Genomic DNA, 25,412 nt, shown 5'->3' with positions numbered 1-25,412 from the left:
GGACACAGGCCTAAGCGAGGTTCTTGTTTTCAAATTGTTCCGGACTGAGGCCGCCACACCAACTGTGCCGCCGCCACCGATTGTAATCACATTCGATATAATTAAACACCGTTGCCCGCATTATTTCCCGGCTGATAAAGTGTTCTCCATGGATACATTCCACTTTCAGCGAATGAAAGAAGCTTTCCACGCAGGCATTATCGTAGCAGCAACCTTTTGCGCTCATACTTCCACGCAGATTATGCCGCTTCAGTTGCGCCTGATAATCTGCTGAACAGTACTGGCCTCCACGGTCCGTGTGAACGATAACGTTCCGGGGCCTCTTACGCCGCCACAGCGCCATCTGCAGGGCATCGCAGGCCAGTTGCGCCGTCATGCGTGGCGACATTGACCAGCCAATAACGGCACGTGACCACAGGTCAATGACCACTGCCAGATACAGCCAGCCTTCATCTGTACGTAAGTACGTGATGTCTCCTGCCCACTTCTGGTTCGGGCCACTGGCGTAAAAATCCTGCTCCAACAGATTTTCTGACACAGGCAGGCCGTGTGCGCGGTAGCTGACCGGGCTGAACTTCCGGGAGGCCTTTGCCCTCAGTCCCTGACGGCGCAGGCTTGCCGCCACGGTTTTTACGTTAAAGGGGTAACCCTGAGCACGCAGTTCATCCGTCAGGCGTGGGGCACCGTAACGCTGTTTTGACCGGGTAAAAGCCGCGAGGACAACGCTGTCGCAGTGTTGGCGGAACTGCTGACGCGTGCTTATCCTTGTCCGCCGCTGACACCACGTATACCAGCCGCTGCGGGCCACCCGGAGCACGCGGCACATTGCTTTGATGCTGAACTCAGCCTGATGTTTTTCAATAAAGACATACTTCATTTCAGGCGCTTCGCGAAGTATGTCGCGGCCTTTTGGAGGATAGCCAGCTCTTCATCCCGTTCTGCCAGCTGGCGTTTGAGACGTGCAATCTCGGTAGACATCTCCAGTTCACGTTCAGAAGACGTCTGCTGATTTTGCTGTTTACTGCGCCAGTTGTAGAGTTGTGATTCATACAGGCTGAGTTCACGGGCTGCGGCAGTAACACCGATGCGTTCAGCAAGCTTCAGGGCTTCACTGCGAAATTCAGGCGAATGCTGTTTACGGGGTTTTTTACTGGTTGATACTGTTTTTGTCATGTGAGTCACCTCTGACTGAGAGTTTACTCACTTAGCCGCGTGTCCACTATTGCTGGGTAAGATCAGATTACAACCTGTACGCCAATACTATCACCGTAACTAACGGCGGTGTATTGGATGTGAACGTTGATCAGTTCGATACTGAAGCTTTCCGTACTGACAAACTGGAACTGACCAGCGGCAACATCGCTGACCATAACGGTAACGTAGTATCTGGTGTGTTCGATATCCATAGCAGCGATTACGTTCTGAACGCTGATCTGGTGAACGACCGTACCTGGGATACTTCCAAGTCTAACTACGGTTACGGTATTGTTGCTATGAACTCTGATGGTCACCTGACTATCAACGGTAACGGCGACGTAGACAACGGTACTGAACTGGATAACAGCTCTGTAGACAATGTTGTTGCTGCAACCGGTAACTACAAAGTTCGTATCGACAACGCAACTGGCGCTGGCGCTATCGCTGATTACAAAGATAAAGAAATTATCTACGTAAACGACGTCAACAGCAACGCGACCTTCTCTGCTGCTAACAAAGCTGACCTGGGTGCATACACCTATCAGGCTGAACAGCGCGGTAACACCGTTGTTCTGCAACAGATGGAGCTGACCGACTACGCTAACATGGCGCTGAGCATCCCGTCTGCGAACACCAATATCTGGAACCTGGAACAAGACACCGTTGGTACTCGTCTGACCAACTCTCGTCATGGCCTGGCTGATAACGGCGGCGCATGGGTAAGCTACTTCGGTGGTAACTTCAACGGCGACAACGGCACCATCAACTATGATCAGGATGTTAACGGCATCATGGTCGGTGTTGATACCAAAATTGACGGTAACAACGCTAAGTGGATCGTCGGTGCGGCTGCAGGCTTCGCTAAAGGTGACATGAATGACCGTTCTGGTCAGGTGGATCAAGACAGCCAGACTGCCTACATCTACTCTTCTGCTCACTTCGCGAACAACGTCTTTGTTGATGGTAGCTTGAGCTACTCTCACTTCAACAACGACCTGTCTGCAACCATGAGCAACGGTACTTACGTTGACGGTAGCACCAACTCCGACGCTTGGGGCTTCGGTTTGAAAGCCGGTTACGACTTCAAACTGGGTGATGCTGGTTACGTGACTCCTTACGGCAGCGTTTCTGGTCTGTTCCAGTCTGGTGATGACTACCAGCTGAGCAACGACATGAAAGTTGACGGTCAGTCTTACGACAGCATGCGTTATGAACTGGGTGTAGATGCAGGTTATACCTTCACCTACAGCGAAGATCAGGCTCTGACTCCGTACTTCAAACTGGCTTACGTCTACGACGACTCTAACAACGATAACGATGTGAACGGCGATTCCATCGATAACGGTACTGAAGGGTCTGCGGTACGTGTTGGTCTGGGTACTCAGTTTAGCTTCACCAAGAACTTCAGCGCCTATACCGATGCTAACTACCTCGGTGGTGGTGACGTAGATCAAGACTGGTCCGCGAACGTGGGTGTTAAATATACCTGGTAATATTCTTCACTCCGAAGAAATACTGGTAATTTAATCTAAATAATGCCCGTCAAGGATTTGACGGGCATTACTGCAAAGGACGCGCAAATGTTATCTGTAGTTAAACCTCTTCAGGAATTTGGTAAGCTCGATAAATGTTTGTCCAGATACGGTACGCGCTTCGAGTTTAATAATGAAAAGCAAGTTATATTTTCCAGTGATGTCAATAACGAAGATACTTTCGTTATTTTAGAGGGAGTTATCTCTCTGCGTAGAGAAGAAAACGTACTTATCGGTATTACCCAGGCTCCTTATATTATGGGGCTGGCTGATGGTTTAATGAAAAACGATATACCATACAAATTAATATCAGAAGGAAATTGTACGGGATATCATCTACCAGCCAAACAAACCATTACGCTTATTGAACAAAATCAACTCTGGCGAGACGCTTTTTACTGGTTAGCCTGGCAAAATAGAATTCTGGAATTACGCGACGTGCAGCTCATTGGGCATAATTCCTACGAACAAATCCGCGCAACATTATTATCAATGATTGACTGGAATGAAGAATTGCGATCACGTATTGGTGTGATGAATTATATCCATCAACGTACACGCATATCGCGTTCTGTCGTCGCAGAAGTTCTCGCTGCTTTGCGTAAAGGCGGCTATATCGAAATGAATAAAGGCAAACTGGTCGCTATCAACCGTTTGCCTTCAGAGTATTAATCAGGACGCGGGGATAACCAACGGTTTATTCCCGCTTAGCTCGGTCACCAGGTCATTGATGCCATCGCTCATATTTTTAAAGCGCGTCAACGGCGAACGAGTGACCACCACAAACGCGCCAATATTCTTCTGCGGGATCATCGCCATATAGGTAATGAAACCGCCACCACCGCCTGTCTTCTGAATAATCCCCGGACGACCCTCTTTCGGGGCCATATATACCCAACCTAAACCAAGCGCATCCGCTTTGCCGGGGACATCCATGCCAATCACTTTCGTAAACTGCGCGCGCTGATAAATCAACGTCTGCATGCGATCTGCCTGGTTACTGCGCTGATAAAAATCAGATGACAAATACTGCTGCATCCAGCGCATCATATCGCCAGGCGTGGAATAGACGCCGCCGCTGCCAATTGCCGCCAGCGTGTTATTGCACGGACTGGCACCGCGCTCAGCAACCATTAAACGGCGGCACTGATCCGGTGAGGGGGTGTAGGTGGTGTCTTTCATCCCCAATGGACGGGTAATCTGCTCTTCAAACAACTGGGTATAAGGCTTGCCGGACGCATTCGCCAGTGCATCTGCCAGCAGGTCGAACGCAAGGTTAGAGTACGCCGCCTGACTGCCTGGCGCGGCTTTCAGCTTCGCCGTAGAAAGGTATTTCCAGCGTTGCTCGCGCGTTGGCCAGACAAACACCGGACGATGTGCCGCGCCACCGGGCTGTTCACGGGGCAGGGCGCTGGTATGGGTTGCCAGATTGACCAGCGTAATGGGCGTCCCATTGTAGGTTGGCACGCGTGCGCCTGGCGGAGCATATTTACTTAGCGGATCGTTTAACTTCACGGTCCCCTGGTCGAGCAATTTCACCAGCATCTCACTGGTCATTAGCTTGGTGAGGGAAGCAATACGCACGACCGAATCCAGCTGCGGGCGAACGTTATTACCAGGTCGCGTTTCGCCATAACTGCGAAAGACGCGCTGGTTACCGTCGATAACAACCAGAGCCATCCCCGTGGCACCGCTGCCGTAAAAAATATGATCGGCATAACGATCGACAATATCAGAGGCAAACTCCGGTTCAGTGATCGGCTGCGCCGCATGGACGGAGGTCAATGACGCCGCACACAGCACGGCAGAAAAAAGCAGACTACGTTTCAACGGTGGTGTCCATAGATTGAATGAAGGTAACTGAGCGTATTTATACTACTCATTGATAGATTGCAAAGGGCGAATTAGTGCAATAATAGTGTTAAAAACGTAACGGCGCGTAAACACGATCTTTTTCCTGCTCACCAATGCCTGCATTTGTGATCCTGCGCGTGTTAATCCGCTTATGTAAACAATCTTTGGTTTGTGAAATCCGTCGAAACAATTCTTATGGTCAGGCTGGCGAACTAAGCGCCTTGCTATGGGTCACAATGGGCGGTTTCATTTGGCTGACGCTTTGTAGCGGTCATGCGGTTAATACACAGCAGTTGTTAAAACGATAAGAAGTTAGCAGGAGTGCATATGTTTAAGTCTTTTTTCCCAAAGCCGGGAACGTTTTTTCTCTCGGCCTTCGTTTGGGCATTGATTGCCGTTATCTTCTGGCAAGCCGGTGGGGGTGACTGGGTGGCGCGTATCACCGGCGCTTCCGGGCAGATCCCGATTAGCGCCGCGCGTTTCTGGTCGTTGGATTTCCTGATTTTTTACGCTTACTACATTGTTTGCGTAGGACTTTTTGCATTGTTCTGGTTTATCTACAGCCCGCATCGTTGGCAATACTGGTCAATACTCGGTACTGCACTGATCATCTTCGTCACCTGGTTTTTGGTGGAAGTCGGGGTCGCCGTCAACGCCTGGTATGCGCCGTTCTATGATCTGATTCAAACCGCGCTAAGTTCGCCGCATAAAGTCACCATCGAACAATTTTACCGCGAAGTGGGCGTCTTTCTGGGGATTGCGCTGATCGCTGTGGTGATCAGTGTGCTGAACAACTTCTTTGTCAGTCACTACGTGTTCCGCTGGCGTACAGCGATGAACGAATATTACATGGCGAACTGGCAACAACTGCGTCATATCGAAGGGGCCGCACAGCGTGTGCAGGAAGACACCATGCGTTTTGCTTCAACGCTGGAGAATATGGGCGTCAGTTTTATCAACGCCATCATGACGTTGATCGCCTTCCTGCCGGTGCTGGTAACGCTCTCCGCGCATGTGCCGGAGCTGCCGATTATCGGGCACATTCCGTATGGTCTGGTGATTGCCGCAATCGTCTGGTCGCTGATGGGGACCGGATTGCTGGCAGTGGTAGGGATCAAACTGCCGGGGCTGGAGTTTAAAAACCAGCGTGTAGAGGCTGCCTACCGTAAAGAGCTGGTTTATGGTGAAGACGATGCCACGCGCGCGACGCCGCCTACGGTACGCGAGCTGTTTAGCGCCGTACGGAAAAACTATTTCCGCCTCTATTTTCACTATATGTATTTCAACATCGCCCGCATTCTCTATTTGCAGGTCGATAACGTTTTCGGTTTGTTCTTGCTGTTTCCGTCAATTGTTGCCGGTACGATTACGCTCGGCCTGATGACGCAGATTACCAACGTTTTTGGTCAGGTTCGCGGTGCTTTCCAGTACCTGATTAACTCATGGACCACACTGGTTGAGTTGATGTCTATCTACAAACGTCTGCGCAGCTTTGAACATGAGCTGGATGGTGACAAAATTCAGGAAGTAACCCATACCTTGAGCTAAAAAGGAGAAGTAATGTCGCGCGTCAATCCTCTATCTTCGCTGTCATTGTTGGCGGTTCTGGTTTTAGCGGGGTGTAGTAGTCAGGCTCCGCAACCGTTGAAAAAGGGCGAAAAAGCGATAGATGTAGCGAGCGTCGTGCGGCAGAAGATGCCTGCGAGCGTGAAAGACCGCGATGCCTGGGCGAAAGATCTCGCCACCACCTTTGAAAGTCAGGGGCTGGCACCGACGCTGGAAAACGTCTGCTCGGTGCTGGCGGTGGCGCAGCAGGAGTCAAATTATCAGGCAGATCCGGCCGTTCCGGGCTTAAGCAAGATCGCCTGGCAAGAGATTGACCGTCGTGCTGAACGGATGCACATTCCTGCTTTTCTGGTTCATACCGCGCTAAAAATCAAATCGCCAAACGGCAAAAGTTATAGCGAACGGTTAGATTCGGTGCGTACAGAAAAGCAATTGAGCGCGATTTTTGACGATCTGATCAACATGGTGCCAATGGGGCAGACGCTGTTTGGTTCGCTCAATCCGGTGCGCACCGGTGGGCCGATGCAGGTCAGCATTGCTTTTGCCGAACAGCATACCAAAGGGTATCCGTGGAAAATGGACGGTACAGTCCGTCAGGAAGTCTTCAGTCGCCGCGGCGGGTTGTGGTTTGGTACTTACCATTTACTGAATTATCCCGCCAGTTATAGCGCACCGATATACCGTTTTGCTGATTTTAACGCTGGCTGGTACGCCAGCCGTAATGCCGCGTTTCAGAACGCGGTCAGTAAGGCCAGCGGCGTGAAGCTGGCACTGGACGGTGATTTAATTCGTTACGACAGTAAAGAACCCGGGAAAACCGAACTGGCAACGCGCAAACTGGCTGCAAAACTGGGGATGAGCGACAGCGAAATTCGCCGTCAGTTAGAGAAAGGTGACAGCTTCTCTTTTGAGGAGACGGCGCTGTACAAGAAAGTTTATCAACTTGCCGAAACGAAAACGGGTAAATCACTCCCCCGCGAAATGTTGCCTGGCATTCAACTGGAAAGCCCGAAAATCACCCGCAACCTGACTACGGCCTGGTTTGCGAAGCGCGTAGACGAACGGCGGGCGCGTTGTATGAAACAGTGATCAAACAGGAATGTCAGGCCAGATAAGGCGTTTCAGGCCGCATCTGACAATGTAAAACTTACTGGCGGCGATGTCGCCAGTGCAGCCATAGCGCCACCACTGCAAAAATGAGGCAGCCTACTAAAAACGGGATCAGCCCGAAAATGGTGCCGACACCTAAACCAATTTCCACCCGTGGGCGACCTGTTTCCTGGACCTGCATTAAACGCTCATAGACGCCGGGCGCATGCACTAACAGGTTCAGCAATTGCGCCCCAGCCCAAAAGCAAAACAGCACAAACAACGCATAGGCAATGTTGCCAGGCGTTGAAGAGGCATTGCGATATTTTCCGCTAAACAGCGATTTTGACAGGGTGAAATCAGCCATAAAAACCTCCGGAAGTCATCTGCTTCTCTTCTGGTGTGATACCAGCGGCTTATGGCAAGTCTGACAGGTCATTTAGATTGTCAATATCAGAATCATGGTAAATTGATGTTGGGAATATTCCCGAAGCGTGAATCTTCGTTGTGAGTCACAAAATGGCAACCTTAAGTTAAATTTATTAACAATTACGAAAATGTTGTCTACACCACAGACGGTTGTTGCAGAATATGCAAGGATGTTGTTTTTCGTTAACGGAGCTGCCATGAATCTGCCTGTAAAAATCCGCCGTGACTGGCACTACTATGCGTTCGCCATTGGCCTTATATTCATTCTTAATGGCGTGGTGGGGTTACTGGGATTTGAAGCAAAAGGTTGGCAGACCTATGCCGTCGGTCTGGTGACGTGGGTGATTAGTTTCTGGCTGGCGGGGTTGATTATTCGTCGTCGCGATGAAGAAACTGAAAACGCCCAATAAGAATATTATCGGGCGTTAAAATATTACATTGTGGTTTTCAATGCGTTATCCGCAGCGTGACGCTCCAGCGCCAGTTCAATCAAACGTGTGATCAGATCGGTGTAACCCAGACCGCTGGCTTGCCACAGCTTCGGATACATACTGATATTAGTGAAGCCAGGCAGGGTGTTGATCTCGTTGATCACCACTTCGTTCTCTGGGGTTAAAAACACGTCTACACGCGCCATGCCTGCGCATCCCAACGTTTGATAAGCCTGAACGGCAATCGCCCGGATCTTATCGTTGATTTCTGGCGCAATGGCTGCCGGAACTACCACTTTCGCGCCATCTTCGTCAATGTACTTGGTGTCGTAGGCATAGAAATCGCTGGTGAGTACGATCTCTCCACAGGTGCTGGCTTGCGGATTGTCGTTGCCCAGAACTGCGCATTCGATCTCACGACCTTTGATCCCTTGCTCAACGATCACTTTATGATCGAACTCGAACGCCAGATCGACGGCAATTGCGTACTGTTCTTCACTGGTTACTTTGCTGACACCAACAGAAGAGCCCTGATTAGCCGGTTTTACAAACAGTGGTAACCCCAGTTTAGACTCCACTTCGGCAAAACTAATGTTGTGACGATTGGCGCGCGTCAGGGTAATAAATGGCGCAATGTTCAGCCCGGCATCGCGTAGCAGACGTTTGGTGACATCTTTGTCCATACAGGCTGCTGAAGCCAGAACATCAGAACCTACAAACGGTAAATTGGCGACCCGCAGCATTCCCTGCAAGGAACCATCTTCGCCCAGCGTACCGTGGACAATCGGGAAAATGACATCCACCGTCGGCAACGGCTGACCGTTTTGCGCGTCGATAAGCTGATGCTCATGTTTACCTGGCACCTGCGCAAGGCTGGTCGCCGAAGGGCGCAACGCAATATGGGCAGGATCGTCTGCATTTAGCAGATAATTGCTGGCATCGCTGACGTGCCATTGCCCTTGTTTATCAATGCCCAGCAGCACAACGTCGAAGCGACTTTTATCAATGGCATCGACAATGTTTTTTGCCGATTGCAGAGACACTTCATGTTCCGCTGATTTACCACCAAAAACGATTCCTACCCGCAGTTTTTCCATCTTAAAAACCTATCCCGTCTAACACAAAGTGCATACATTACCACGACAAAACGGGGGATTCGCGGCCTTCTGAAAGATTGTTGCAATCTTCTGCTGACAAAGCGTGCAACGTACTGGTGAAGAAAGTGCGTTATCTCAAAGATGTGCGCAAGATCACAAAAATGATGAACGGGAAGCTAATTTATTCCTGGCTTAAATGGCCATGCGGTGAGTTTTTTTCTCTTAATTATAAGTTAACGAAGAGAATATATTTCATAACTTTTATTTATAATAAAGGTTGATAATTAAAAGCCTATATTTTGTGTGGGTAATTATTTAAATAAGAGAAACGTTTCGCTGGTAATCAAACAAAAAATATTTGCGCAAAGTATTTCCTTTGTCATAAAAATAATACTTCCAGACACTATGAAGTTGTGAAACATAATGTTAACTTCTCCATACTTTGGATAAGGAAATACAGACATGAAAAATCTCATTGCTGAGTTGTTATTTAAGCTTGCCCAAAAAGAAGAAGAGTCGAAAGAACTGTGTGCGCAGGTAGAAGCTTTGGAGATTATCGTCACTGCAATGCTTCGCAATATGGCGCAAAATGACCAACAGCGGTTGATTGATCAGGTAGAGGGGGCGCTGTACGAGGTAAAGCCCGATGCCAGCATTCCTGACGACGATACGGAGCTGCTGCGCGATTACGTAAAGAAGTTATTGAAGCATCCTCGTCAGTAAAAAGTTAATCTTTTCAACAGCTGTCATAAAGTTGTCACGGCCGAGACTTATAGTCGCTTTGTTTTTATTTTTTAATGTATTTGTACATGGAGAAAATAAAGTGAAACAAAGCACTATTGCACTGGCACTCTTACCGTTACTGTTTACCCCTGTGACAAAAGCCCGGACACCAGAAATGCCTGTTCTGGAAAACCGGGCTGCTCAGGGCGATATTACTGCACCCGGCGGTGCTCGCCGTTTAACGGGTGATCAGACTGCCGCTCTGCGTGATTCTCTTAGCGATAAACCTGCAAAAAATATTATTTTGCTGATTGGCGATGGGATGGGGGACTCGGAAATTACTGCCGCACGTAATTATGCCGAAGGTGCGGGCGGCTTTTTTAAAGGTATAGATGCCTTACCGCTTACCGGGCAATACACTCACTATGCGCTGAATAAAAAAACCGGCAAACCGGACTACGTCACCGACTCGGCTGCATCAGCAACCGCCTGGTCAACCGGTGTCAAAACCTATAACGGCGCGCTGGGCGTCGATATTCACGAAAAAGATCACCCAACGATTCTGGAAATGGCAAAAGCCGCAGGTCTGGCGACCGGTAACGTTTCTACCGCAGAGTTGCAGGATGCCACGCCCGCTGCGCTGGTGGCACATGTGACCTCGCGCAAATGCTACGGTCCGAGCGCGACCAGTGAAAAATGTCCGGGTAACGCTCTGGAAAAAGGCGGAAAAGGATCGATTACCGAACAGCTGCTTAACGCTCGTGCCGACGTTACGCTTGGCGGCGGCGCAAAAACCTTTGCTGAAACGGCAACCGCTGGTGAATGGCAGGGAAAAACGCTGCGTGAACAGGCACAGGCGCGTGGTTATCAGTTGGTGAGCGATGCTGCCTCACTGAATTCGGTGACGGAAGCGAATCAGCAAAAACCCCTGCTTGGCCTGTTTGCTGACGGCAATATGCCAGTGCGCTGGCTAGGACCGAAAGCAACGTACCATGGCAATATCGATAAGCCCGCAGTCACCTGTACGCCAAATCCGCAACGTAATGACAGTGTACCAACCCTGGCGCAGATGACCGACAAAGCCATTGAATTGTTGAGTAAAAATGAGAAAGGCTTTTTCCTGCAAGTTGAAGGTGCGTCAATCGATAAACAGGATCATGCTGCGAATCCTTGTGGGCAAATTGGCGAGACGGTCGATCTCGATGAAGCCGTACAACGGGCGCTGGAATTCGCTAAAAAGGAGGGTAACACGCTGGTCATAGTCACCGCTGATCACGCCCACGCCAGCCAGATTGTTGCGCCGGATACCAAAGCTCCGGGCCTCACCCAGGCGCTAAATACCAAAGATGGCGCAGTGATGGTGATGAGTTACGGGAACTCCGAAGAGGATTCACAAGAACATACCGGCAGTCAGTTGCGTATTGCGGCGTATGGCCCGCATGCCGCCAATGTTGTTGGACTGACCGACCAGACCGATCTCTTCTACACCATGAAAGCCGCTCTGGGGCTGAAATAAAACCGCGCCCGGCAGTGAATTTTCGCTGCCGGGTGGTTTTTTTGCTGTTAGCAACCAGACTTAATGGCAGATCACGGGCGCATACGCTCATGGTTAAAACATGAAGAGGGATGGTGCTATGAAAATAACATTACTGGTTACCTTGCTTTTCGGTCTGGTTTTTTTAACCACCGTCGGCGCTGCCGAGAGAACTTTAACCCCACAACAACAGCGTATGACCTCCTGTAATCAGCAGGCGACGGCGCAGGCGTTGAAAGGGGATGCTCGTAAGACCTACATGAGTGATTGCCTGAAGAACAGCAAGTCTGCGCCTGGCGAAAAAAGTTTGACGCCACAGCAGCAAAAGATGCGCGAATGCAATAATCAAGCAACACAACAATCTCTGAAAGGTGATGATCGTAATAAGTTTATGAGTGCCTGCCTCAAGAAAGCCGCCTGATACCTGATAGTGCTAACGGGTGAGCTACGAAAATGGCTCACCCGAAATATCATACTTCTGCCTTTAGCTCCGTCTCTATAATTTGGGAAAATTGTTTCTGAATGTTCCCAAAAATAATGAATGATGAAAACTTTTTCAAAAAAGCGGCGGCGCACGGGGAGGAACCTCCTTTAACTCCTCAAAACGAACATCAGCGGTCCGGGCTGCGCTTCGCCCGTCGCGTCAGACTACCCCGTGCGGTTGGCCTGGCTGGCATGTTCTTACCGATTGCTTCAACGCTGGTTTCACACCCGCCGCCGGGCTGGTGGTGGCTGGTGTTGGTCGGCTGGGCGTTCGTCTGGCCGCATTTAGCCTGGCAGATAGCGAGCAGGGCCGTCGATCCGCTTAGCCGGGAAATTTACAACTTAAAAACCGATGCAGTATTAGCGGGAATGTGGGTAGGCGTAATGGGCGTAAACGTGCTGCCTTCCACCGCGATGTTGATGATTATGTGTCTGAATTTGATGGGGGCAGGCGGCCCCCGTCTGTTTGTCGCGGGTCTGGTGTTGATGGTGGTTTCCTGCCTTGTCACCCTCGAGCTGACGGGCATTACCGTGTCGTTCAATAGTGCGCCGCTGGAATGGTGGCTCTCCCTTCCCATTATTGTCATTTATCCTCTGCTGTTTGGCTGGGTCAGCTACCAGACGGCAACCAAACTGGCGGAACATAAACGCAGGTTGCAGGTCATGAGTACCCGCGACGGCATGACGGGCGTGTATAACCGACGTCATTGGGAAACTATGTTACGCAATGAATTTGATAACTGTCGGCGGCATAATCGCGATGCAACGTTACTGATTATCGATATCGACCATTTCAAGAGCATCAACGATACCTGGGGCCATGATGTGGGCGATGAAGCGATTGTGGCGCTTACCCGACAGTTACAAATTACCCTGCGCGGTAGCGATGTGATTGGTCGGTTTGGCGGCGATGAGTTTGCAGTAATCATGTCCGGTACGCCAGCTGAGAGCGCCATTACCGCCATGTTACGGGTGCATGAAGGGCTAAATACATTACGTTTGCCGAATACGCCACAGGTAACTTTACGGATTAGTGTGGGGGTTGCGCCGCTGAACCCACAAATGAGTCACTATCGTGAGTGGTTGAAATCGGCAGATTTGGCGCTTTACAAAGCAAAGAAAGCCGGACGTAACCGCACCGAAGTGGCGGCCTGACGTCCGGCGAAAGTCATCAGGATTTGCTGAGTTTTTCTGATTTTTCCATACACTTCGTCATCGCTTCGATCACTGCAGCACGGAAGCCTTTCTCTTCCAGTACGCGTACCGCTTCAATGGTGGTGCCTCCCGGTGAGCAGACCATATCTTTCAGTGCCCCCGGATGTTCTCCCGTTTCCAGCACCATTTTTGCGGAACCCATTACCGCCTGAGCGGCAAATTTATACGCCTGGGCGCGTGGCATCCCGCCCAGCACGGCGGCGTCGGCCATCGCTTCGATAAACATAAATACGTAGGCTGGCGAAGAACCGCTCACACCGACCACCGGGTGGATCATCGGCTCAGCAATTACTTCCGCTTCGCCAAAGCAGCGGAAAATATTCAGCACATCAGCGGTATCTTCTGGGGTTACCAGCGCGTTTGGCGTTACGGAGGTCATCCCGGCATTAACCAGTGCGGGAGTGTTCGGCATGGCGCGGATAATTTTCCGGTCATGGCCCAGCGCGCGGGCAAGCTGGTCGAGCGTGACACCTGCAGCAATAGAAACGACCAGAGAGTCTTTATTCAGGCTGGAGGTGATTTCGCTAAGCACTTTAATCATGATGCCAGGTTTAACGGCAGCAAAAATGATGTCGGCGATTTGCGCCACTTCTTGCGCCGATTCTGCGGCGTTGATGCCGAACTGGTCATGCAGGGCGGCGACTTTATCCGGGGAGGGGGTGTATACCCAGATTTGCCCTGGAAGCACCTGACCGCTGGCAATCAGACCGCCGAGAATGGCTTTTCCCATATTGCCGCAGCCAATAAAACCGATTTTCTTTTCCATTGCCTCACTCCTGCCGTGAAATTCATTGTTTTGATAATCGCTGGCAGAAGCATAAACAGAACTATGCCGGAAGGCAAAAGCGCGACACAATAGAGGATTACCCAACAAAGGATGACTTTATGACAATTTGGGTGGATGCCGACGCGTGTCCCAATGTAATTAAAGAGATTTTGTATCGCGCGGCGGAACGTATGCAGATGCCGCTGGTACTGGTAGCAAACCAGAGTTTACGCGTGCCGCCATCGCGATTTATTCGTACGCTGCGCGTCGCGGCAGGTTTCGACGTTGCCGATAACGAAATTGTCCGGCAGTGTGAAGCGGGCGATTTGGTGATCACCGCAGATATACCTTTGGCTGCTGAAGCCATCGAGAAAGGCGCTGCGGCGCTTAATCCGCGCGGCGAACGTTACACGCCAGCGACCATTCGTGAGCGCCTGACGATGCGCGATTTTATGGATACCTTACGTGCCAGTGGGATCCAGACCGGCGGACCAGATAGCCTTTCACAACGTGACCGCCAGGCCTTTGCCGCGGAGCTGGAGAAGTGGTGGCTGGAAGTGCAACGTAGTCGTGGCTAAATGTAATTTATTATTTACACTTCATTCTTGAATATTTATTGGTATAGTAAGGGGTGTATTGAGATTTTCACTTTAAGTGGAATTTTTTCTTTACAATCGAAATTGTACTAGTTTGATGGTATGATCGCTATTCTCATGACACCGGCTTTCGCCGCATTGCGACCTATTGGGGAAAACCCACGATGACACAACCTCTTTTTCTGATCGGGCCTCGGGGCTGTGGTAAAACAACGGTCGGAATGGCCCTTGCCGATTCGCTTAACCGTCGGTTTGTCGATACCGATCAGTGGTTGCAATCACAGCTCAATATGACGGTCGCGGAGATCGTCGAAAGGGAAGAGTGGGCGGGATTTCGCGCCAGAGAAACGGCGGCGCTGGAAGCGGTAACTGCGCCATCCACCGTTATCGCTACAGGCGGCGGCATTATTCTGACGGAATTTAATCGTCACTTCATGCAAAATAACGGGATCGTGGTTTATTTGTGTGCGCCAGTATCAGTCCTGGTTAACCGACTGCAAGCTGCACCGGAAGAAGATTTACGGCCAACCTTAACGGGAAAACCGCTGAGCGAAGAAGTTCAGGAAGTGCTGGAAGAACGCGATGCGCTATATCGCGAAGTTGCGCATATTATCATCGACGCAACAAACGAACCCAGCCAGGTGATTTCTGAAATTCGCAGCGCCCTGGCACAGACGATCAATTGTTGATTTTCGAGCGCCTATACTTAACGTTCATCCCGTGAAATAAGGAAGAACGATGCCAACGAAACCGCCTTATCCTCGTGAAGCATATATAGTGACGATTGAAAAAGGAAAGCCAGGACAGACGGTAACCTGGTACCAACTCAGAGCCGATCATCCTAAACCAGACTCGTTGATCAGTGAACATCCGACCGCTCAGGAAGCGATGGATGCGAAAAAACGCTATGAGGACCCTGACAAAGAGTGACCGCATCAGACTGCTCGGAAGGGATTCTGAGTGCCACTACAAGGGATCTGCGTCACATTTTTCATAATTCATGTTTTTCTAATAATTAGAATATTAAACAATAACAATCCATTACTGGAATCATTTGGAATCTTTACATTATGCCGTGCACGTCTGCTGCTACGCTTTTTGTCATTTGTAGCACAAGTAAGTGTCAGCAGTGGTGCTTCACACTTGCCCGGTAATTAACGACGAAAGAAAAGTAAGGTGGATGAACAATGAGTGCGTCGTTGGCGATCCTGACCATCGGCATTGTACCTATGCAGGAAGTTTTGCCGCTCCTGACGGAATACATTGACGAAGATAATATTTCCCATCATAGCCTGCTGGGGAAGTTAAGTCGTGAAGAAGTGATGGCGGAGTACGCGCCAGAAGCAGGCGAAGACACCATTCTCACATTATTAAATGACAACCAGCTGGCCCATGTTTCGCGTCGCAAAGTGGAGCGTGACCTGCAAGGTGTGGTTGAAGTGCTCGATAATCAGGGTTATGACGTCATTTTATTAATGAGTACAGCAAACATTAGTAGTATGACTGCGCGTAATACGATCTTTCTTGAGCCGTCGCGAATATTGCCTCCACTGGTTTCCTCTATTGTTGAAGATCATCAGGTGGGGGTTATCGTTCCGGTTGAGGAGATGCTGCCCGTTCAGGCGCAAAAATGGCAAATTTTGCAGAAATCGCCGGTATTTTCATTGGGTAACCCCATTCATGATTCAGAACAAAAAATCATTGATGCCGGGAAAGAATTACTGGCAAAAGGGGCTGATGTCATCATGCTGGATTGTTTAGGATTTCACCAACGTCATCGCGATTTACTGCAAAAACAGCTCGATGTTCCTGTCTTGCTGTCTAACGTATTGATTGCACGGCTGGCTGCGGAATTACTGGTGTAATTTTGCGTGACAGCCAGCGCCTCTGGCCCCTATAGTGAAGTAGATGTTCAACTACCAAACAGGGCCAGTTTATGCTTCAAAGTAATGAGTACTTTTCCGGCAAAGTGAAATCAATCGGCTTTTCCAGCAGCAGCACTGGTCGCGCCAGCGTGGGTGTTATGGTTGAAGGCGAATACACCTTCAGCACCGCTGAGCCGGAAGAGATGACGGTAATCAGTGGCGCGCTGAATGTGTTACTGCCTGACGCGACCGACTGGCAGGTGTATGAAGCCGGTTCGGTGTTTAATGTTCCCGGTCACAGTGAGTTTCATCTGCAAGTTGCCGAACCCACCTCTTATCTGTGCCGCTATCTGTAATTCCTCGCCTTCCCCTTGAACGGGAGGGCATTTTTCTGAAATATCCTTTCTTTAGCCCATAATAATATTTCCTTTGCTGCGATTTTTTCAATTTCCGATATATTCATAATTTATCAAGGTTGATATAAATATCAGTGAAGATCTCCAGATATTGTTGCGGAACTGGCTACGATAAAAGATAAATCAGATGATGAATGGTGGCGTGCATTGCTGCAAAGTCGCAATGATCATTTACGCCAAACGGCATTGCGCAACGCACATACCCCGGCGTTGTTGTTAACGACATTGACTGAGCCTCAGGATCGGTCGCTGGCTATTAATAATCCACAGCTGGCTGCCGATGTGAAAACGGCGTGGTTAAAAGAGGATCCATCATTACTCTTATTTGTCGAACAACCCGATCTTTCGCTGTTACGTGATTTAGTGAAAACCGGGGCAACGCGGAAAATTCGCAGTGAAGCGCGTCACCGGCTTGAGGAAAAACAATGACACAACGTCCATGGAGCAAGTTACAGCGTAAAACGCATAATATTGCTGCGCTAAAAATTATTGCTCGCCGTAGCGAATAATTATATGCCTGGTGTGGCTTCGTACGCCGGATAAGACGCGGCAGGCGTCGCATCCGGCATTAAAGGAAAATCAGCAATTAACGTTGTGCTTCGCCACCTAATCCTTCAATCAGGTTTTGAATTAACGCTGCCAGTTCACCAGTCATCAGGATGAAATCGGCATCAAAACGCTGGGCGAAATCTTCACGGTCGATATCTTCGTTTTGATCGCGCAGCTCGTCGCAGAACTTCAGACGCTTGAGCGAACCATCGTCGCACATCACAAACTGAATGCGCTGCTGCCAGTCGAGCGCCAGTTTAGTCACCACTTTTCCGGCTTCAATGTGATTGGTGATCTCTTCGCTGGTCAGATCTTGTTTCTTCGCGCGGATCACGCCGCCATCTTCCAGCAACGATTTCAGCTCGGCTTCATCAAGCAGCTGGAAGCCCTGTGCCGCACTACCGGAGCGAACCCATTCGGTCAGCGTCAGTTCAATCGGGTTTTCCATGCTCAATGGTACAACCGGTAACGACCCCAGGCTTTTACGCAGTAATGCCAGCGTATCTTCCGCTTTTTTGGCACTGGCGCAGTCCACCATAATCAAACCGTTAACCGTGTCGATCCACATCATTGTCTGGCTAAAACGGCTGAAAGCACGCGGCAGCAGAGAGTGCAGCACTTCGTCTTTCAGCGAATCTTTTTCGGTTTTCTTCAGCTTACGCGCCTGTTCCGCTTCCAGTTTGGCGATTTTCGCTTCCAGCGCCTGTTTAATCACCGGAGACGGGAGGATTTTTTCTTCTTTGCGCGCGCAGATAACAATTTGACCATTGGCAACGTGCGTTAACGCATCGCTGTGCGATCCCATCGGAGGAACCCAGCCCATCTTCGCCATGTCCTGGCTGCCGCATGGGGTAAATGCCATCGAGGCTAGCTGTTTTTCCATCTCTTCTGCACGCAGCGAAATCTCGCGGCTAAGACGGTAAACCATTAAATTTTTGAACCACAGCATGATAATTTCCACGGCCTTGTCGTTAAATTTAGCGGGCATGATAACGAATTGTCGGCGGCCTTGCATTGCCAATCCGGTTGTCCGTCTCTACGCTATTGATATTGAAAAAAATAAGGAGAGTACCGTGCGTATAGGTATCGATTTAGGCGGCACCAAAACTGAAGTGATTGCACTGGGCGATGCAGGGGAGCAGTTGTACCGCCATCGTCTGCCCACGCCGCGTGATGATTACCGGCAGACTATTGAAACGATCGCCACGTTGGTTGATATGGCGGAGCAGGCGACGGGGCAGCGCGGAACGGTAGGTATGGGCATTCCTGGCTCAATTTCGCCTTACACCGGTGTGGTGAAGAATGCCAATTCAACCTGGCTCAACGGTCAGCCATTCGATAAAGACTTAAGCGCGAGGTTGCAGCGGGAAGTGCGGCTGGCAAATGACGCTAACTGTCTGGCGGTTTCAGAAGCAGTAGATGGCGCGGCAGCGGGAGCGCAGACGGTATTTGCCGTGATTATCGGCACGGGATGCGGCGCGGGCGTGGCATTCAATGGGCGGGCGCATATCGGCGGCAATGGCACGGCAGGTGAGTGGGGACACAATCCGCTACCGTGGATGGACGAAGACGAACTGCGTTATCGCGAGGAAGTCTCTTGTTATTGCGGTAAACAAGGTTGTATTGAAACCTTTATTTCGGGCACGGGATTCGCGATGGATTATCGTCGTTTGAGCGGACATGCGCTGAAAGGCAGTGAAATTATCCGCCTGGTTGAAGAAAGCGATCCGGTAGCGGAACTGGCATTGCGTCGCTACGAGCTGCGGCTGGCAAAATCGCTGGCACATGTCGTGAATATTCTCGATCCGGATGTGATTGTCCTGGGGGGCGGGATGAGCAATGTAGACCGTTTATATCAAACGGTTGGGCAGTTGATTAAACAATTTGTCTTCGGCGGCGAATGTGAAACGCCGGTGCGTAAGGCGAAGCACGGTGATTCCAGCGGCGTACGCGGCGCTGCGTGGTTATGGCCACAAGAGTAAAAAACGTAGGCAATTGGCGCATCATGCCTGATGCGACGCTTGCCGCGTCTTATCAGGCCTACAAAAGGTGCCAGAACCGTAGGCCGGATAAGGCGTTCACGCCGCATCCGGCAATAAGTGCTCCGATGCCTGATGCGACGCTTGCCGCGTCTTATCAGGCCTGCAAAATGTGCCAGAACCGCGTAGGGCGGATAAGGCGTTCACGCCGCATCCGGCAATAAGTAATGAGCACCGAGACTATAACCTACCCCAGTGGTTTCGCCAGCACCGGAGTATCCGCCGCTTGCTGGCGCTTATAGCGACCATACAGCAGCAACGACGACATCGCAGCAAACGAAAGCAGGGCGGCAGGCAGCGCCACGTAATTATATGCCAGCCCCAGCGTCAGCATCATACCTCCGCAATATGCGCCGACGGCGCTACCGAGGTTAAACGCTATTTGCCCACCTGCGGCACCTAATAACTCTCCGCCTTTGGCGTTTTGTAGTAACAATATTTGTAGCGGTGCTGAAAGGGCAAATAATCCCGCGCAACAAATAAAAGCAAAAATAAGCGACGTTGTTTTCATGCCGCCGCAGAAAAAGAGCATCAGCAGTGCCAGTACAATTATAAAGTCAGTCACTGCTGCAATGCGCAGTGGTGAATAACGTCCTGAAATCCTGCCACTTAGCATATTTCCCAGCACCATCCCTAGCCCAACTAACATCATAATAAAGGTCATCGCCGTTTCCGAAAAACCGGAAATAAACATCATGTATGGCTTTACGTAGCTGAACCAGGCAAACACACCTGCGTTGCCAAACATCGTGGCGGCGAAAATTAACCACGGGGCCGGGCTGCGCAAAAAGTGAAATTGTTCGCGCAGATTTCCTTTCGCCTCGTCGCGAATATCTGGCACCCAAAAATAGACCGATGCCATCACCGCAATATTAAAAACAGCGATCAATAAAAAGGTGTAACGCCAGCTAAATTCCTGACTTAAATACGTTCCCAGCGGAATGCCCAGCAAATTGGCGACTGTCATCCCGGAAACCATCCCCGCCACGGCGGCGGTGACTTTTCCGGGTTTGATAATTTTTGATAACACGATCGCTCCGACGCCAAAAAATGCGCCATGCGGAAAGCCGGATACCAGCCGACCAATGGCGAGCATCAGGTAAGACGAAGAGAGCGTGAACATGGCGTTGCCAATGACGCACAACGCCACCAGAAACAACAAGATATGTTTGAGTGAGTAGCGGCTGGAAAAGAGTGCGATGATTGGCGCACCGACCACCACCCCCAGTGCATAATACGAGATCATATGCCCGGCGGCAGGAATCGAAATTCCTACGTTATGCGCCAGCTCCGTGAGCACGCCCATAATGCCAAATTCGGCCATCCCCAAACCAAACGTGCCCAGAGCCAAAGATAAAATGACTTTTTTCATACCACCATCACAACCACCAGAACGGCTACCAATCACCGTAGCCAATAAAGTGATAGCTTGCAGGATAACGACCAGCAAGGCCAAGAGATAATTCGCCCCTCTGTATTCATTATCCTGCTGAATAGTTATTTCACTGCAAACGTACTTTCCAGTTTGCTGTAGCCCAGGCCGTTGATCTTTTTCACTTTGATCTGCACCGGAATACGCTCTTTCATCGCTTCTACGTGGCTAATCACACCGATGGTTTTGCCACTGGCGTTCAGGGCATCCAGCGCATCAAGGGCGGTATCCAGCGTTTCGCTATCCAGCGTGCCAAAACCTTCATCAAGGAACAGCGAGTCAATACGTGTTTTATGGCTGACCAGATCCGAAAGCGCCAGCGCCAGCGCCAGACTAACGAGGAAACTTTCGCCGCCGGAAAGGGTACGGGTATCGCGTACCGCATCTGCCTGCCAGGTATCAACAACCTCGACTTCCAGCGCCTCGCTGGCTTTGCGCTGTAACAGATAGCGCCCGTGCAGCCGGGTAAGTTGCTGATTAGCGAGATGGACTAAATTATCCAGCGTCAGCCCCTGGGCAAACTTGCGGAATTTATCGCCCTCTTTGGAACCTATTAGCGAATTCAGATATCCCCAGTCCTCAACCTGCTGCGTCATTTGAGCAATTTGCTGCATTAAGGTTTGTTGTTGCTGACGGTTATCTGCATCCTGCTTCAGCTGCTGGCGAATCTCGCCTTGACTCGTGGTGTTTTCACGCAACTTTTGGTGAGTTTGCGCTAACTCTTGCTGAATCTGCTCCACCGTCACAGTGAGAGCCAACCCGTCGTCAGGTCGGTGTTGTTGATGCTGTGCCAGCGTTTCTGCTGTCTGAGTGACCAGAGTTTGCGCCTGACGGCGCTGGTTTTCCAGATTCTGCTTGAGCTGTTCCAGCTGCGTTAGTGTTTGTTCATCCATTAGCGCCGCAAGGAACGCCTGCTGATCGTCAAAGACGCTGGCCTGTAGCGCGGTGTCAAACTGCGCCTGGGCTTTTTGCAGACTTTGCGCCGCCAGAACATCCTGTTGCTGTAACGTCTGCTGCTGGCTGTGTAATGCGAGACATTGTTCATGTACCTGCCGCCAGTTTTCCAATACCACAGTTTCTTCGCAGTGCGGGAGTTCATCACTTTGCGGCAACGTTTCCAGAATCGGCGTCAGCTGCTGAATACGGTTTTGCAGCGCGGTTAATTCGTTCTGGCGTTGCTGCCAGCTCTGCGCTTCTTGCTGACGTGTCGCCAACCAGCTCTCTTCTTCATCTTCCTGTGGCAATGTCAGTGCATAACCCGTCAATGTCGTTAAAAGTAGTTGCTGGCGTTGTTCAATTTGCTGTTGATACTGGATAATTTGCTGATTATGCGCGGCAATCTGCCCTTGTAATTCATGCCGTTGGCTGAGTAACCGCAGCTGGCGTTCGTGCTCATCTTGTGCATCCAGCCACGGTTGAATATCGTCCAGTGGCTGCAAGGTGATATTGAGGCTGGCCGTGACGGCTTGCCATTGTTGAGTAAGTGCTTGCTCATCTTGTCGGAGGCTTTGCGCTTCGTTTTCATCACGCTGAAGCTGCTTTGTTATGGCGTCCAGTTGCCCACGTAGCGTCGCACCTTCTTCACCGAGCTTTTTAACTTCGTTTTCCAGCGCCAGTAATCGAGACTGATTAACGCCAGGCTCCAGCGCCTGATACGCCTCGACCGCCGGGTGGCTGGTGGAACCACAAAGTGGGCAAGGCTGACCCGCCTGTAACTGTGCACGTTGAGCTTCCAGCGTTTTGATGCGCGCTTCCTGCTCGCAAATGGTTTTCACATCGGCAAGTTGCTGCGTCTTTTCTTTATAACGCTGGCGCATTTCGTTAAGTGCGGCGTTACGTTGCGTCTGTTCTTGCGTGACATTCTGGATAGCGACCTGTAACTGCGCCAGACGTTTTTGTTGGGGAACAATCTGTCCATGCAGCGCGACCAGGTGCTGACGCAGTGGGCGTTGCTCAGCATGTTGCGCCAGGGCGGTAGCAACTTCATCGGCGGTTAACGTCAACGTGATCGCCGCAAGCGCATTAAGTTTTTGCTCAGCATGGGTTAACTGTTGCTGCCATTGCCGCAGATGCTCGCGATCGCTGGTTTGTTGGGAGAACTGCGCACGCCAACCCGCCGGTTCGTTGTTCCACTGACGGAAGCGGTCGTGTTCCTGTAACCAGGTATTCAGGCTTTGTTGCTGCTGCTGTAATTCTGCTGACTGCTTCGCCGCGTGGTGGCGAATGCTCGCGCGAAGCGCCATTGTGCTCTGTAAGCGAGTATTTACTTCTTCAATCTGCTGGCGAATATGCGCCAGCGCCGCGCTGTGTTCTGCGATGCGTTCCCAGTGTGGACGAAGATTTCGTGCCGGTTGTGCCAGACTAAGCGCCGCCAGTTGAGGTTGCGCTTTTTCTTCTTCGGCTAACGCCTGTTGCAAGGCCTGCTGACGGCGGCTGGCTTCTTGCTGCAATTCGTCCTGACGCGTTAACCAGTTTAGCGATTGTTGTTCTTGCTGCTGCGCGGTAATTAACTGTTTTTCTTCGTCAGTAAGTACCTGCAAACTCGCTGTCAGCGATTGCACTTGTTCCGGCGTGAGCAACGTGACGCCGCTGGCCTGCGCTTGCAGCTTCTCCAGCTCTGTGCGGGCCGATTTGTGCTGCTCAAAAACCATCGCCGAGATTTGCCCGTAGATTTCAGTGCCGGTTAACTCCTCGAGCAATTCCGCGCGTTCTTTGGGTTTGGCATTCAGGAAGGCAGCAAATTGCCCCTGCGAAAGCAGCATCGAACGGGTGAAGCGCCCGTAATCCAGCCCGGTTAACGTCGCTGTCAGTTCCAGCTTATCTTTCACTTTGTCGGCGAGAATTTTGCCGTCGGCGCAGCGCGCCAGCTCTACGCGTGGCACCTGCAAATTACCGTCGGGTTGGTTACGCGCCCGATTCTGGCTCCAGAATGCACGGTACGCTTCACCTTTCACTTCAAACTCCACCTCCGCCAGACATTCGGCGGTATCGCGGGTCATGAGATCATTTTGCGATTGTGAAACGTTAGAGAGACGCGGAGTTTCGTGATACAGCGCCAGACAAATGGCGTCCAGCAGGGTGGTTTTCCCCGCACCTGTTGGGCCGGTAATAGCAAACAGCCCGTTGCTGGCGAACGGCTCGCGGGTGAAATCAATCTTCCATTCGCCTTTTAATGAGTTCAGGTTTTTCAGGCGCAGGCTGAGAATTTTCATGCTTCGTGTTCTCCGGCGAGGGTATGCAACGTCGTGGTGAAAAGATGCTGCAGACGTTGCTGCTGCGATTCATCCAGTTCTTCCAGTGCCAGACGGCGATTGAACACCTCTTCGACGCTGAGTTCGCTGAGGGTTTCACGCTGTTGGCTGGCTAACACACGCTCGCGCTGTTCACGACTCCGACGTACCAGCAATACTTCGACAGGCAATGATTCGGTTAATGCCTGGATTTTGCGCTGAATATCATGCAGATACTCATCAGTAGTGATTTCGATATCCAGCCAGACAGGTGGCTCCTGCGATACATCGCGCCACTGTTCCAGCTGTGCGGTAATCGACGCCAGATCGCCTTTCAGCACTGCCATGGGTTGCGTTACCGGTACGTTCAGGTTTTCCACGCTCTCTAATTTGCCGTTTGAAAATGTCACCAGATGGACATATTTACTCTTACCGCATTCATCAAAACTCAGTGGAATGGGGGAGCCGCAATAGCGAACATGTTCCATGCCGCCAATAATCTGTGCGCGGTGAATATGCCCGAGCGCGATGTAGTCGGCTGGTGGAAAGTTTTGTGCCGGAAACGCGTCCAGCGTGCCAATATAAATGTCACGCACGGCGTCACTTTTACTGGCCCCCACGGTCGTTAAATGTCCCGTGGCGATGATGGGCAGAGGCTGATCGCCGCGCAGTTTGCAGGCATCGGCATAGTGTTGTTGGTAATAATCGGTAATCGCTGCCAGTAAATGCTGCTGTTTTTCAATACCGTTAAGCCCCGCCTGGCTGGTAATAATGTCACGCGGACGTAAAAACGGAATGGGGCACAGCACTGCGCCTGGCGTCCCGTCGCGACGAGGCAAGATTTGCGGCGCATGTCCGGCGCTGGCGACCACGGTAGTATTGAGGAACGCCATGATATCGCGCGATTCATTCAGCGTGGCGACCGAGTCATGGTTTCCTGCCAGTACCACCAGATGACAGCCAGTTTGCTGTAAATTGACAACAAAACGGTTGTATAACGTGCGGGCGTAACTGGGCGGCGAGCCGGTATCGAAAACATCACCGGCAACAATAATCGCATCCACCTGATGGGTTTGTGCTGTCTCCAGCAGCCAGTCAAGAAAAGCCTGATGTTCAGCTTCGCGGCTTTTACTGTAGAAGTTCTGGCCGAGATGCCAGTCTGAGGTGTGAAGGATGCGCATAACGGTTCCCTGGCGAAAAAGCATGGGCGCGATTATACCCAAACAGATGTGCCATTTGCTTTTTTCTGCGCCACGGAAATCAATAACCTGAAGATATGTGCGACGAGCTTTTCATAAATCTGTCATAAATCTGACGCATAATGACGTCGCATTAATGATCGCAACCTATTTATTACAACAGGGCAAAT

Annotated in this window: 25 protein-coding genes and 2 pseudogenes; 18 read left to right on the top strand and 9 right to left on the bottom strand. The window is 50.8% G+C overall.

The annotated features are described in order from the left end of the window. Positions 1 to 10 precede the first annotated feature (10 nt). Positions 11 to 1,173, bottom strand: a protein-coding gene (locus KXD89_RS16945; RefSeq protein WP_085947771.1) for an IS3-like element IS3 family transposase whose coding sequence is annotated in 2 segments (ribosomal slippage) — positions 11 to 912 and positions 912 to 1,173 — 1,164 coding nt in all. Because the reading frame shifts where the segments join, the coding sequence is not laid out codon by codon here. 65 nt (positions 1,174 to 1,238) lie between these two features. Here KXD89_RS16945 and KXD89_RS16940 point away from each other — a divergent pair. Continuing rightward, positions 1,239 to 2,690 (top strand): annotated as a pseudogene (locus KXD89_RS16940) (autotransporter outer membrane beta-barrel domain-containing protein); the annotation flags it as partial. 87 nt (positions 2,691 to 2,777) lie between these two features. Further along, the gene (gene iprA, locus KXD89_RS16935) at positions 2,778 to 3,401 is read left to right on the top strand and encodes a hydrogen peroxide resistance inhibitor IprA (protein WP_001295335.1); all 624 of its coding nucleotides are present in this window, start codon (positions 2,778 to 2,780) and stop codon (positions 3,399 to 3,401) included. On the opposite strand, the gene ampH is transcribed toward iprA, so the two are convergent. Then, positions 3,402 to 4,559, bottom strand: coding sequence for a D-alanyl-D-alanine-carboxypeptidase/endopeptidase AmpH (ampH, locus tag KXD89_RS16930; RefSeq protein ID WP_000830741.1), 1,158 nt, complete (start codon positions 4,557 to 4,559; stop codon positions 3,402 to 3,404). It lies immediately after the preceding gene. Between the two features lie 351 nt (positions 4,560 to 4,910). Between ampH and sbmA the strand changes: the two genes are divergently transcribed. Next, the gene (sbmA, locus tag KXD89_RS16925; protein WP_001301663.1) at positions 4,911 to 6,131 is read left to right on the top strand and encodes a peptide antibiotic transporter SbmA; all 1,221 of its coding nucleotides are present in this window, start codon (positions 4,911 to 4,913) and stop codon (positions 6,129 to 6,131) included. 12 nt (positions 6,132 to 6,143) lie between these two features. Further along, the gene (gene yaiW / locus KXD89_RS16920; protein WP_000092067.1) at positions 6,144 to 7,238 is read left to right on the top strand and encodes a surface-exposed outer membrane lipoprotein YaiW; all 1,095 of its coding nucleotides are present in this window, start codon (positions 6,144 to 6,146) and stop codon (positions 7,236 to 7,238) included. A 58-nt stretch (positions 7,239 to 7,296) separates the two neighbouring features. Here yaiW and KXD89_RS16915 read toward each other — a convergent pair whose 3' ends face one another. Continuing rightward, a complete protein-coding gene (locus tag KXD89_RS16915) occupies positions 7,297 to 7,605 on the bottom strand; it encodes a YaiY family protein (protein WP_000763151.1) in 309 nt (102 codons plus the stop codon). A gap of 259 nt (positions 7,606 to 7,864) precedes the next feature. Between KXD89_RS16915 and KXD89_RS16910 the strand changes: the two genes are divergently transcribed. Beyond that, positions 7,865 to 8,077, top strand: coding sequence for a DUF2754 domain-containing protein (locus KXD89_RS16910; protein WP_001295334.1), 213 nt, complete (start codon positions 7,865 to 7,867; stop codon positions 8,075 to 8,077). 23 nt (positions 8,078 to 8,100) lie between these two features. On the opposite strand, the gene ddlA is transcribed toward KXD89_RS16910, so the two are convergent. Next, on the bottom strand, positions 8,101 to 9,195 hold the full coding sequence (gene ddlA / locus KXD89_RS16905) for a D-alanine--D-alanine ligase (protein WP_000413677.1): 1,095 nt from the start codon (positions 9,193 to 9,195) through the stop codon (positions 8,101 to 8,103). Between the two features lie 77 nt (positions 9,196 to 9,272). Between ddlA and KXD89_RS16900 the strand changes: the two genes are divergently transcribed. From KXD89_RS16900 to adrA, 5 genes are all read left to right on the top strand, one after another. After that, complete coding sequence (locus KXD89_RS16900) at positions 9,273 to 9,476, top strand: hypothetical protein (RefSeq protein WP_001300163.1); 204 nt, start codon at positions 9,273 to 9,275, stop codon at positions 9,474 to 9,476. A 181-nt stretch (positions 9,477 to 9,657) separates the two neighbouring features. Next, positions 9,658 to 9,918 (top strand): anti-adapter protein IraP, encoded by a 261-nt coding sequence (gene iraP / locus KXD89_RS16895; RefSeq protein ID WP_000792970.1) that lies wholly within the window; start codon positions 9,658 to 9,660, stop codon positions 9,916 to 9,918. 100 nt (positions 9,919 to 10,018) lie between these two features. Next, positions 10,019 to 11,434 (top strand): alkaline phosphatase, encoded by a 1,416-nt coding sequence (gene phoA / locus KXD89_RS16890; protein ID WP_000814403.1) that lies wholly within the window; start codon positions 10,019 to 10,021, stop codon positions 11,432 to 11,434. A gap of 118 nt (positions 11,435 to 11,552) precedes the next feature. Continuing rightward, positions 11,553 to 11,873 (top strand): phosphate starvation-inducible protein PsiF, encoded by a 321-nt coding sequence (psiF, locus tag KXD89_RS16885; RefSeq protein ID WP_001295332.1) that lies wholly within the window; start codon positions 11,553 to 11,555, stop codon positions 11,871 to 11,873. 101 nt (positions 11,874 to 11,974) lie between these two features. Beyond that, positions 11,975 to 13,090, top strand: a complete 1,116-nt coding sequence (gene adrA / locus KXD89_RS16880; protein WP_000484048.1) for a diguanylate cyclase AdrA — start codon at positions 11,975 to 11,977, stop codon at positions 13,088 to 13,090. A 16-nt stretch (positions 13,091 to 13,106) separates the two neighbouring features. On the opposite strand, the gene proC is transcribed toward adrA, so the two are convergent. Next, on the bottom strand, positions 13,107 to 13,916 hold the full coding sequence (gene proC, locus KXD89_RS16875) for a pyrroline-5-carboxylate reductase (RefSeq protein ID WP_001295331.1): 810 nt from the start codon (positions 13,914 to 13,916) through the stop codon (positions 13,107 to 13,109). A 119-nt stretch (positions 13,917 to 14,035) separates the two neighbouring features. On the opposite strand from proC, the gene KXD89_RS16870 reads away from it, so the two are divergent. The 7 genes and pseudogenes from KXD89_RS16870 to KXD89_RS16840 all read left to right on the top strand — a co-directional run bounded on the left by KXD89_RS16870 (position 14,036) and on the right by KXD89_RS16840 (position 17,302). Next, positions 14,036 to 14,494, top strand: a complete 459-nt coding sequence (locus KXD89_RS16870; protein WP_000158159.1) for a YaiI/YqxD family protein — start codon at positions 14,036 to 14,038, stop codon at positions 14,492 to 14,494. Positions 14,495 to 14,676: 182 nt separating this feature from the next. Next, positions 14,677 to 15,201, top strand: a complete 525-nt coding sequence (gene aroL, locus KXD89_RS16865) for a shikimate kinase AroL (RefSeq protein ID WP_000193393.1) — start codon at positions 14,677 to 14,679, stop codon at positions 15,199 to 15,201. A 49-nt stretch (positions 15,202 to 15,250) separates the two neighbouring features. Then, positions 15,251 to 15,442, top strand: coding sequence for a protein YaiA (gene yaiA, locus KXD89_RS16860; RefSeq protein ID WP_001142439.1), 192 nt, complete (start codon positions 15,251 to 15,253; stop codon positions 15,440 to 15,442). Positions 15,443 to 15,699: 257 nt separating this feature from the next. Next, complete coding sequence (locus tag KXD89_RS16855) at positions 15,700 to 16,377, top strand: AroM family protein (RefSeq protein WP_001276420.1); 678 nt, start codon at positions 15,700 to 15,702, stop codon at positions 16,375 to 16,377. Positions 16,378 to 16,448: 71 nt separating this feature from the next. Further along, complete coding sequence (ppnP, locus tag KXD89_RS16850; RefSeq protein WP_000941942.1) at positions 16,449 to 16,733, top strand: pyrimidine/purine nucleoside phosphorylase; 285 nt, start codon at positions 16,449 to 16,451, stop codon at positions 16,731 to 16,733. A 147-nt stretch (positions 16,734 to 16,880) separates the two neighbouring features. Then, positions 16,881 to 17,222, top strand: a pseudogene (locus KXD89_RS16845) (DUF2773 domain-containing protein); the annotation flags it as partial. Beyond that, a complete protein-coding gene (locus KXD89_RS16840) occupies positions 17,219 to 17,302 on the top strand; it encodes a protein YkiD (RefSeq protein WP_120795376.1) in 84 nt (27 codons plus the stop codon). The pseudogene KXD89_RS16845 and the gene KXD89_RS16840, both read left to right, overlap by 4 nt. A 77-nt stretch (positions 17,303 to 17,379) precedes the next feature. On the opposite strand, the gene rdgC is transcribed toward KXD89_RS16840, so the two are convergent. After that, positions 17,380 to 18,291, bottom strand: a complete 912-nt coding sequence (rdgC, locus tag KXD89_RS16835; RefSeq protein WP_001298537.1) for a recombination-associated protein RdgC — start codon at positions 18,289 to 18,291, stop codon at positions 17,380 to 17,382. Positions 18,292 to 18,415: 124 nt separating this feature from the next. On the opposite strand from rdgC, the gene mak reads away from it, so the two are divergent. Further along, complete coding sequence (mak, locus tag KXD89_RS16830; RefSeq protein WP_001698066.1) at positions 18,416 to 19,324, top strand: fructokinase; 909 nt, start codon at positions 18,416 to 18,418, stop codon at positions 19,322 to 19,324. A gap of 244 nt (positions 19,325 to 19,568) precedes the next feature. Here mak and araJ read toward each other — a convergent pair whose 3' ends face one another. The 3 genes from araJ to sbcD form a co-directional block, all read right to left on the bottom strand. Continuing rightward, positions 19,569 to 20,753, bottom strand: a complete 1,185-nt coding sequence (gene araJ / locus KXD89_RS16825) for an MFS transporter AraJ (RefSeq protein WP_001326926.1) — start codon at positions 20,751 to 20,753, stop codon at positions 19,569 to 19,571. Positions 20,754 to 20,878: 125 nt separating this feature from the next. Continuing rightward, a complete protein-coding gene (sbcC, locus tag KXD89_RS16820; RefSeq protein ID WP_000698951.1) occupies positions 20,879 to 24,025 on the bottom strand; it encodes an exonuclease subunit SbcC in 3,147 nt (1,048 codons plus the stop codon). Next, positions 24,022 to 25,224 (bottom strand): exonuclease subunit SbcD, encoded by a 1,203-nt coding sequence (gene sbcD / locus KXD89_RS16815; protein ID WP_001221319.1) that lies wholly within the window; start codon positions 25,222 to 25,224, stop codon positions 24,022 to 24,024. Before sbcD ends, sbcC begins: the two co-directional genes overlap by 4 nt. Positions 25,225 to 25,412 lie beyond the last annotated feature (188 nt).

This window comes from Escherichia sp. TC-EC600-tetX4 (genome assembly GCF_019356055.1).
Classification (GTDB): domain Bacteria; phylum Pseudomonadota; class Gammaproteobacteria; order Enterobacterales; family Enterobacteriaceae.
This window is presented reverse-complemented; position numbering and strand designations above follow the sequence as displayed.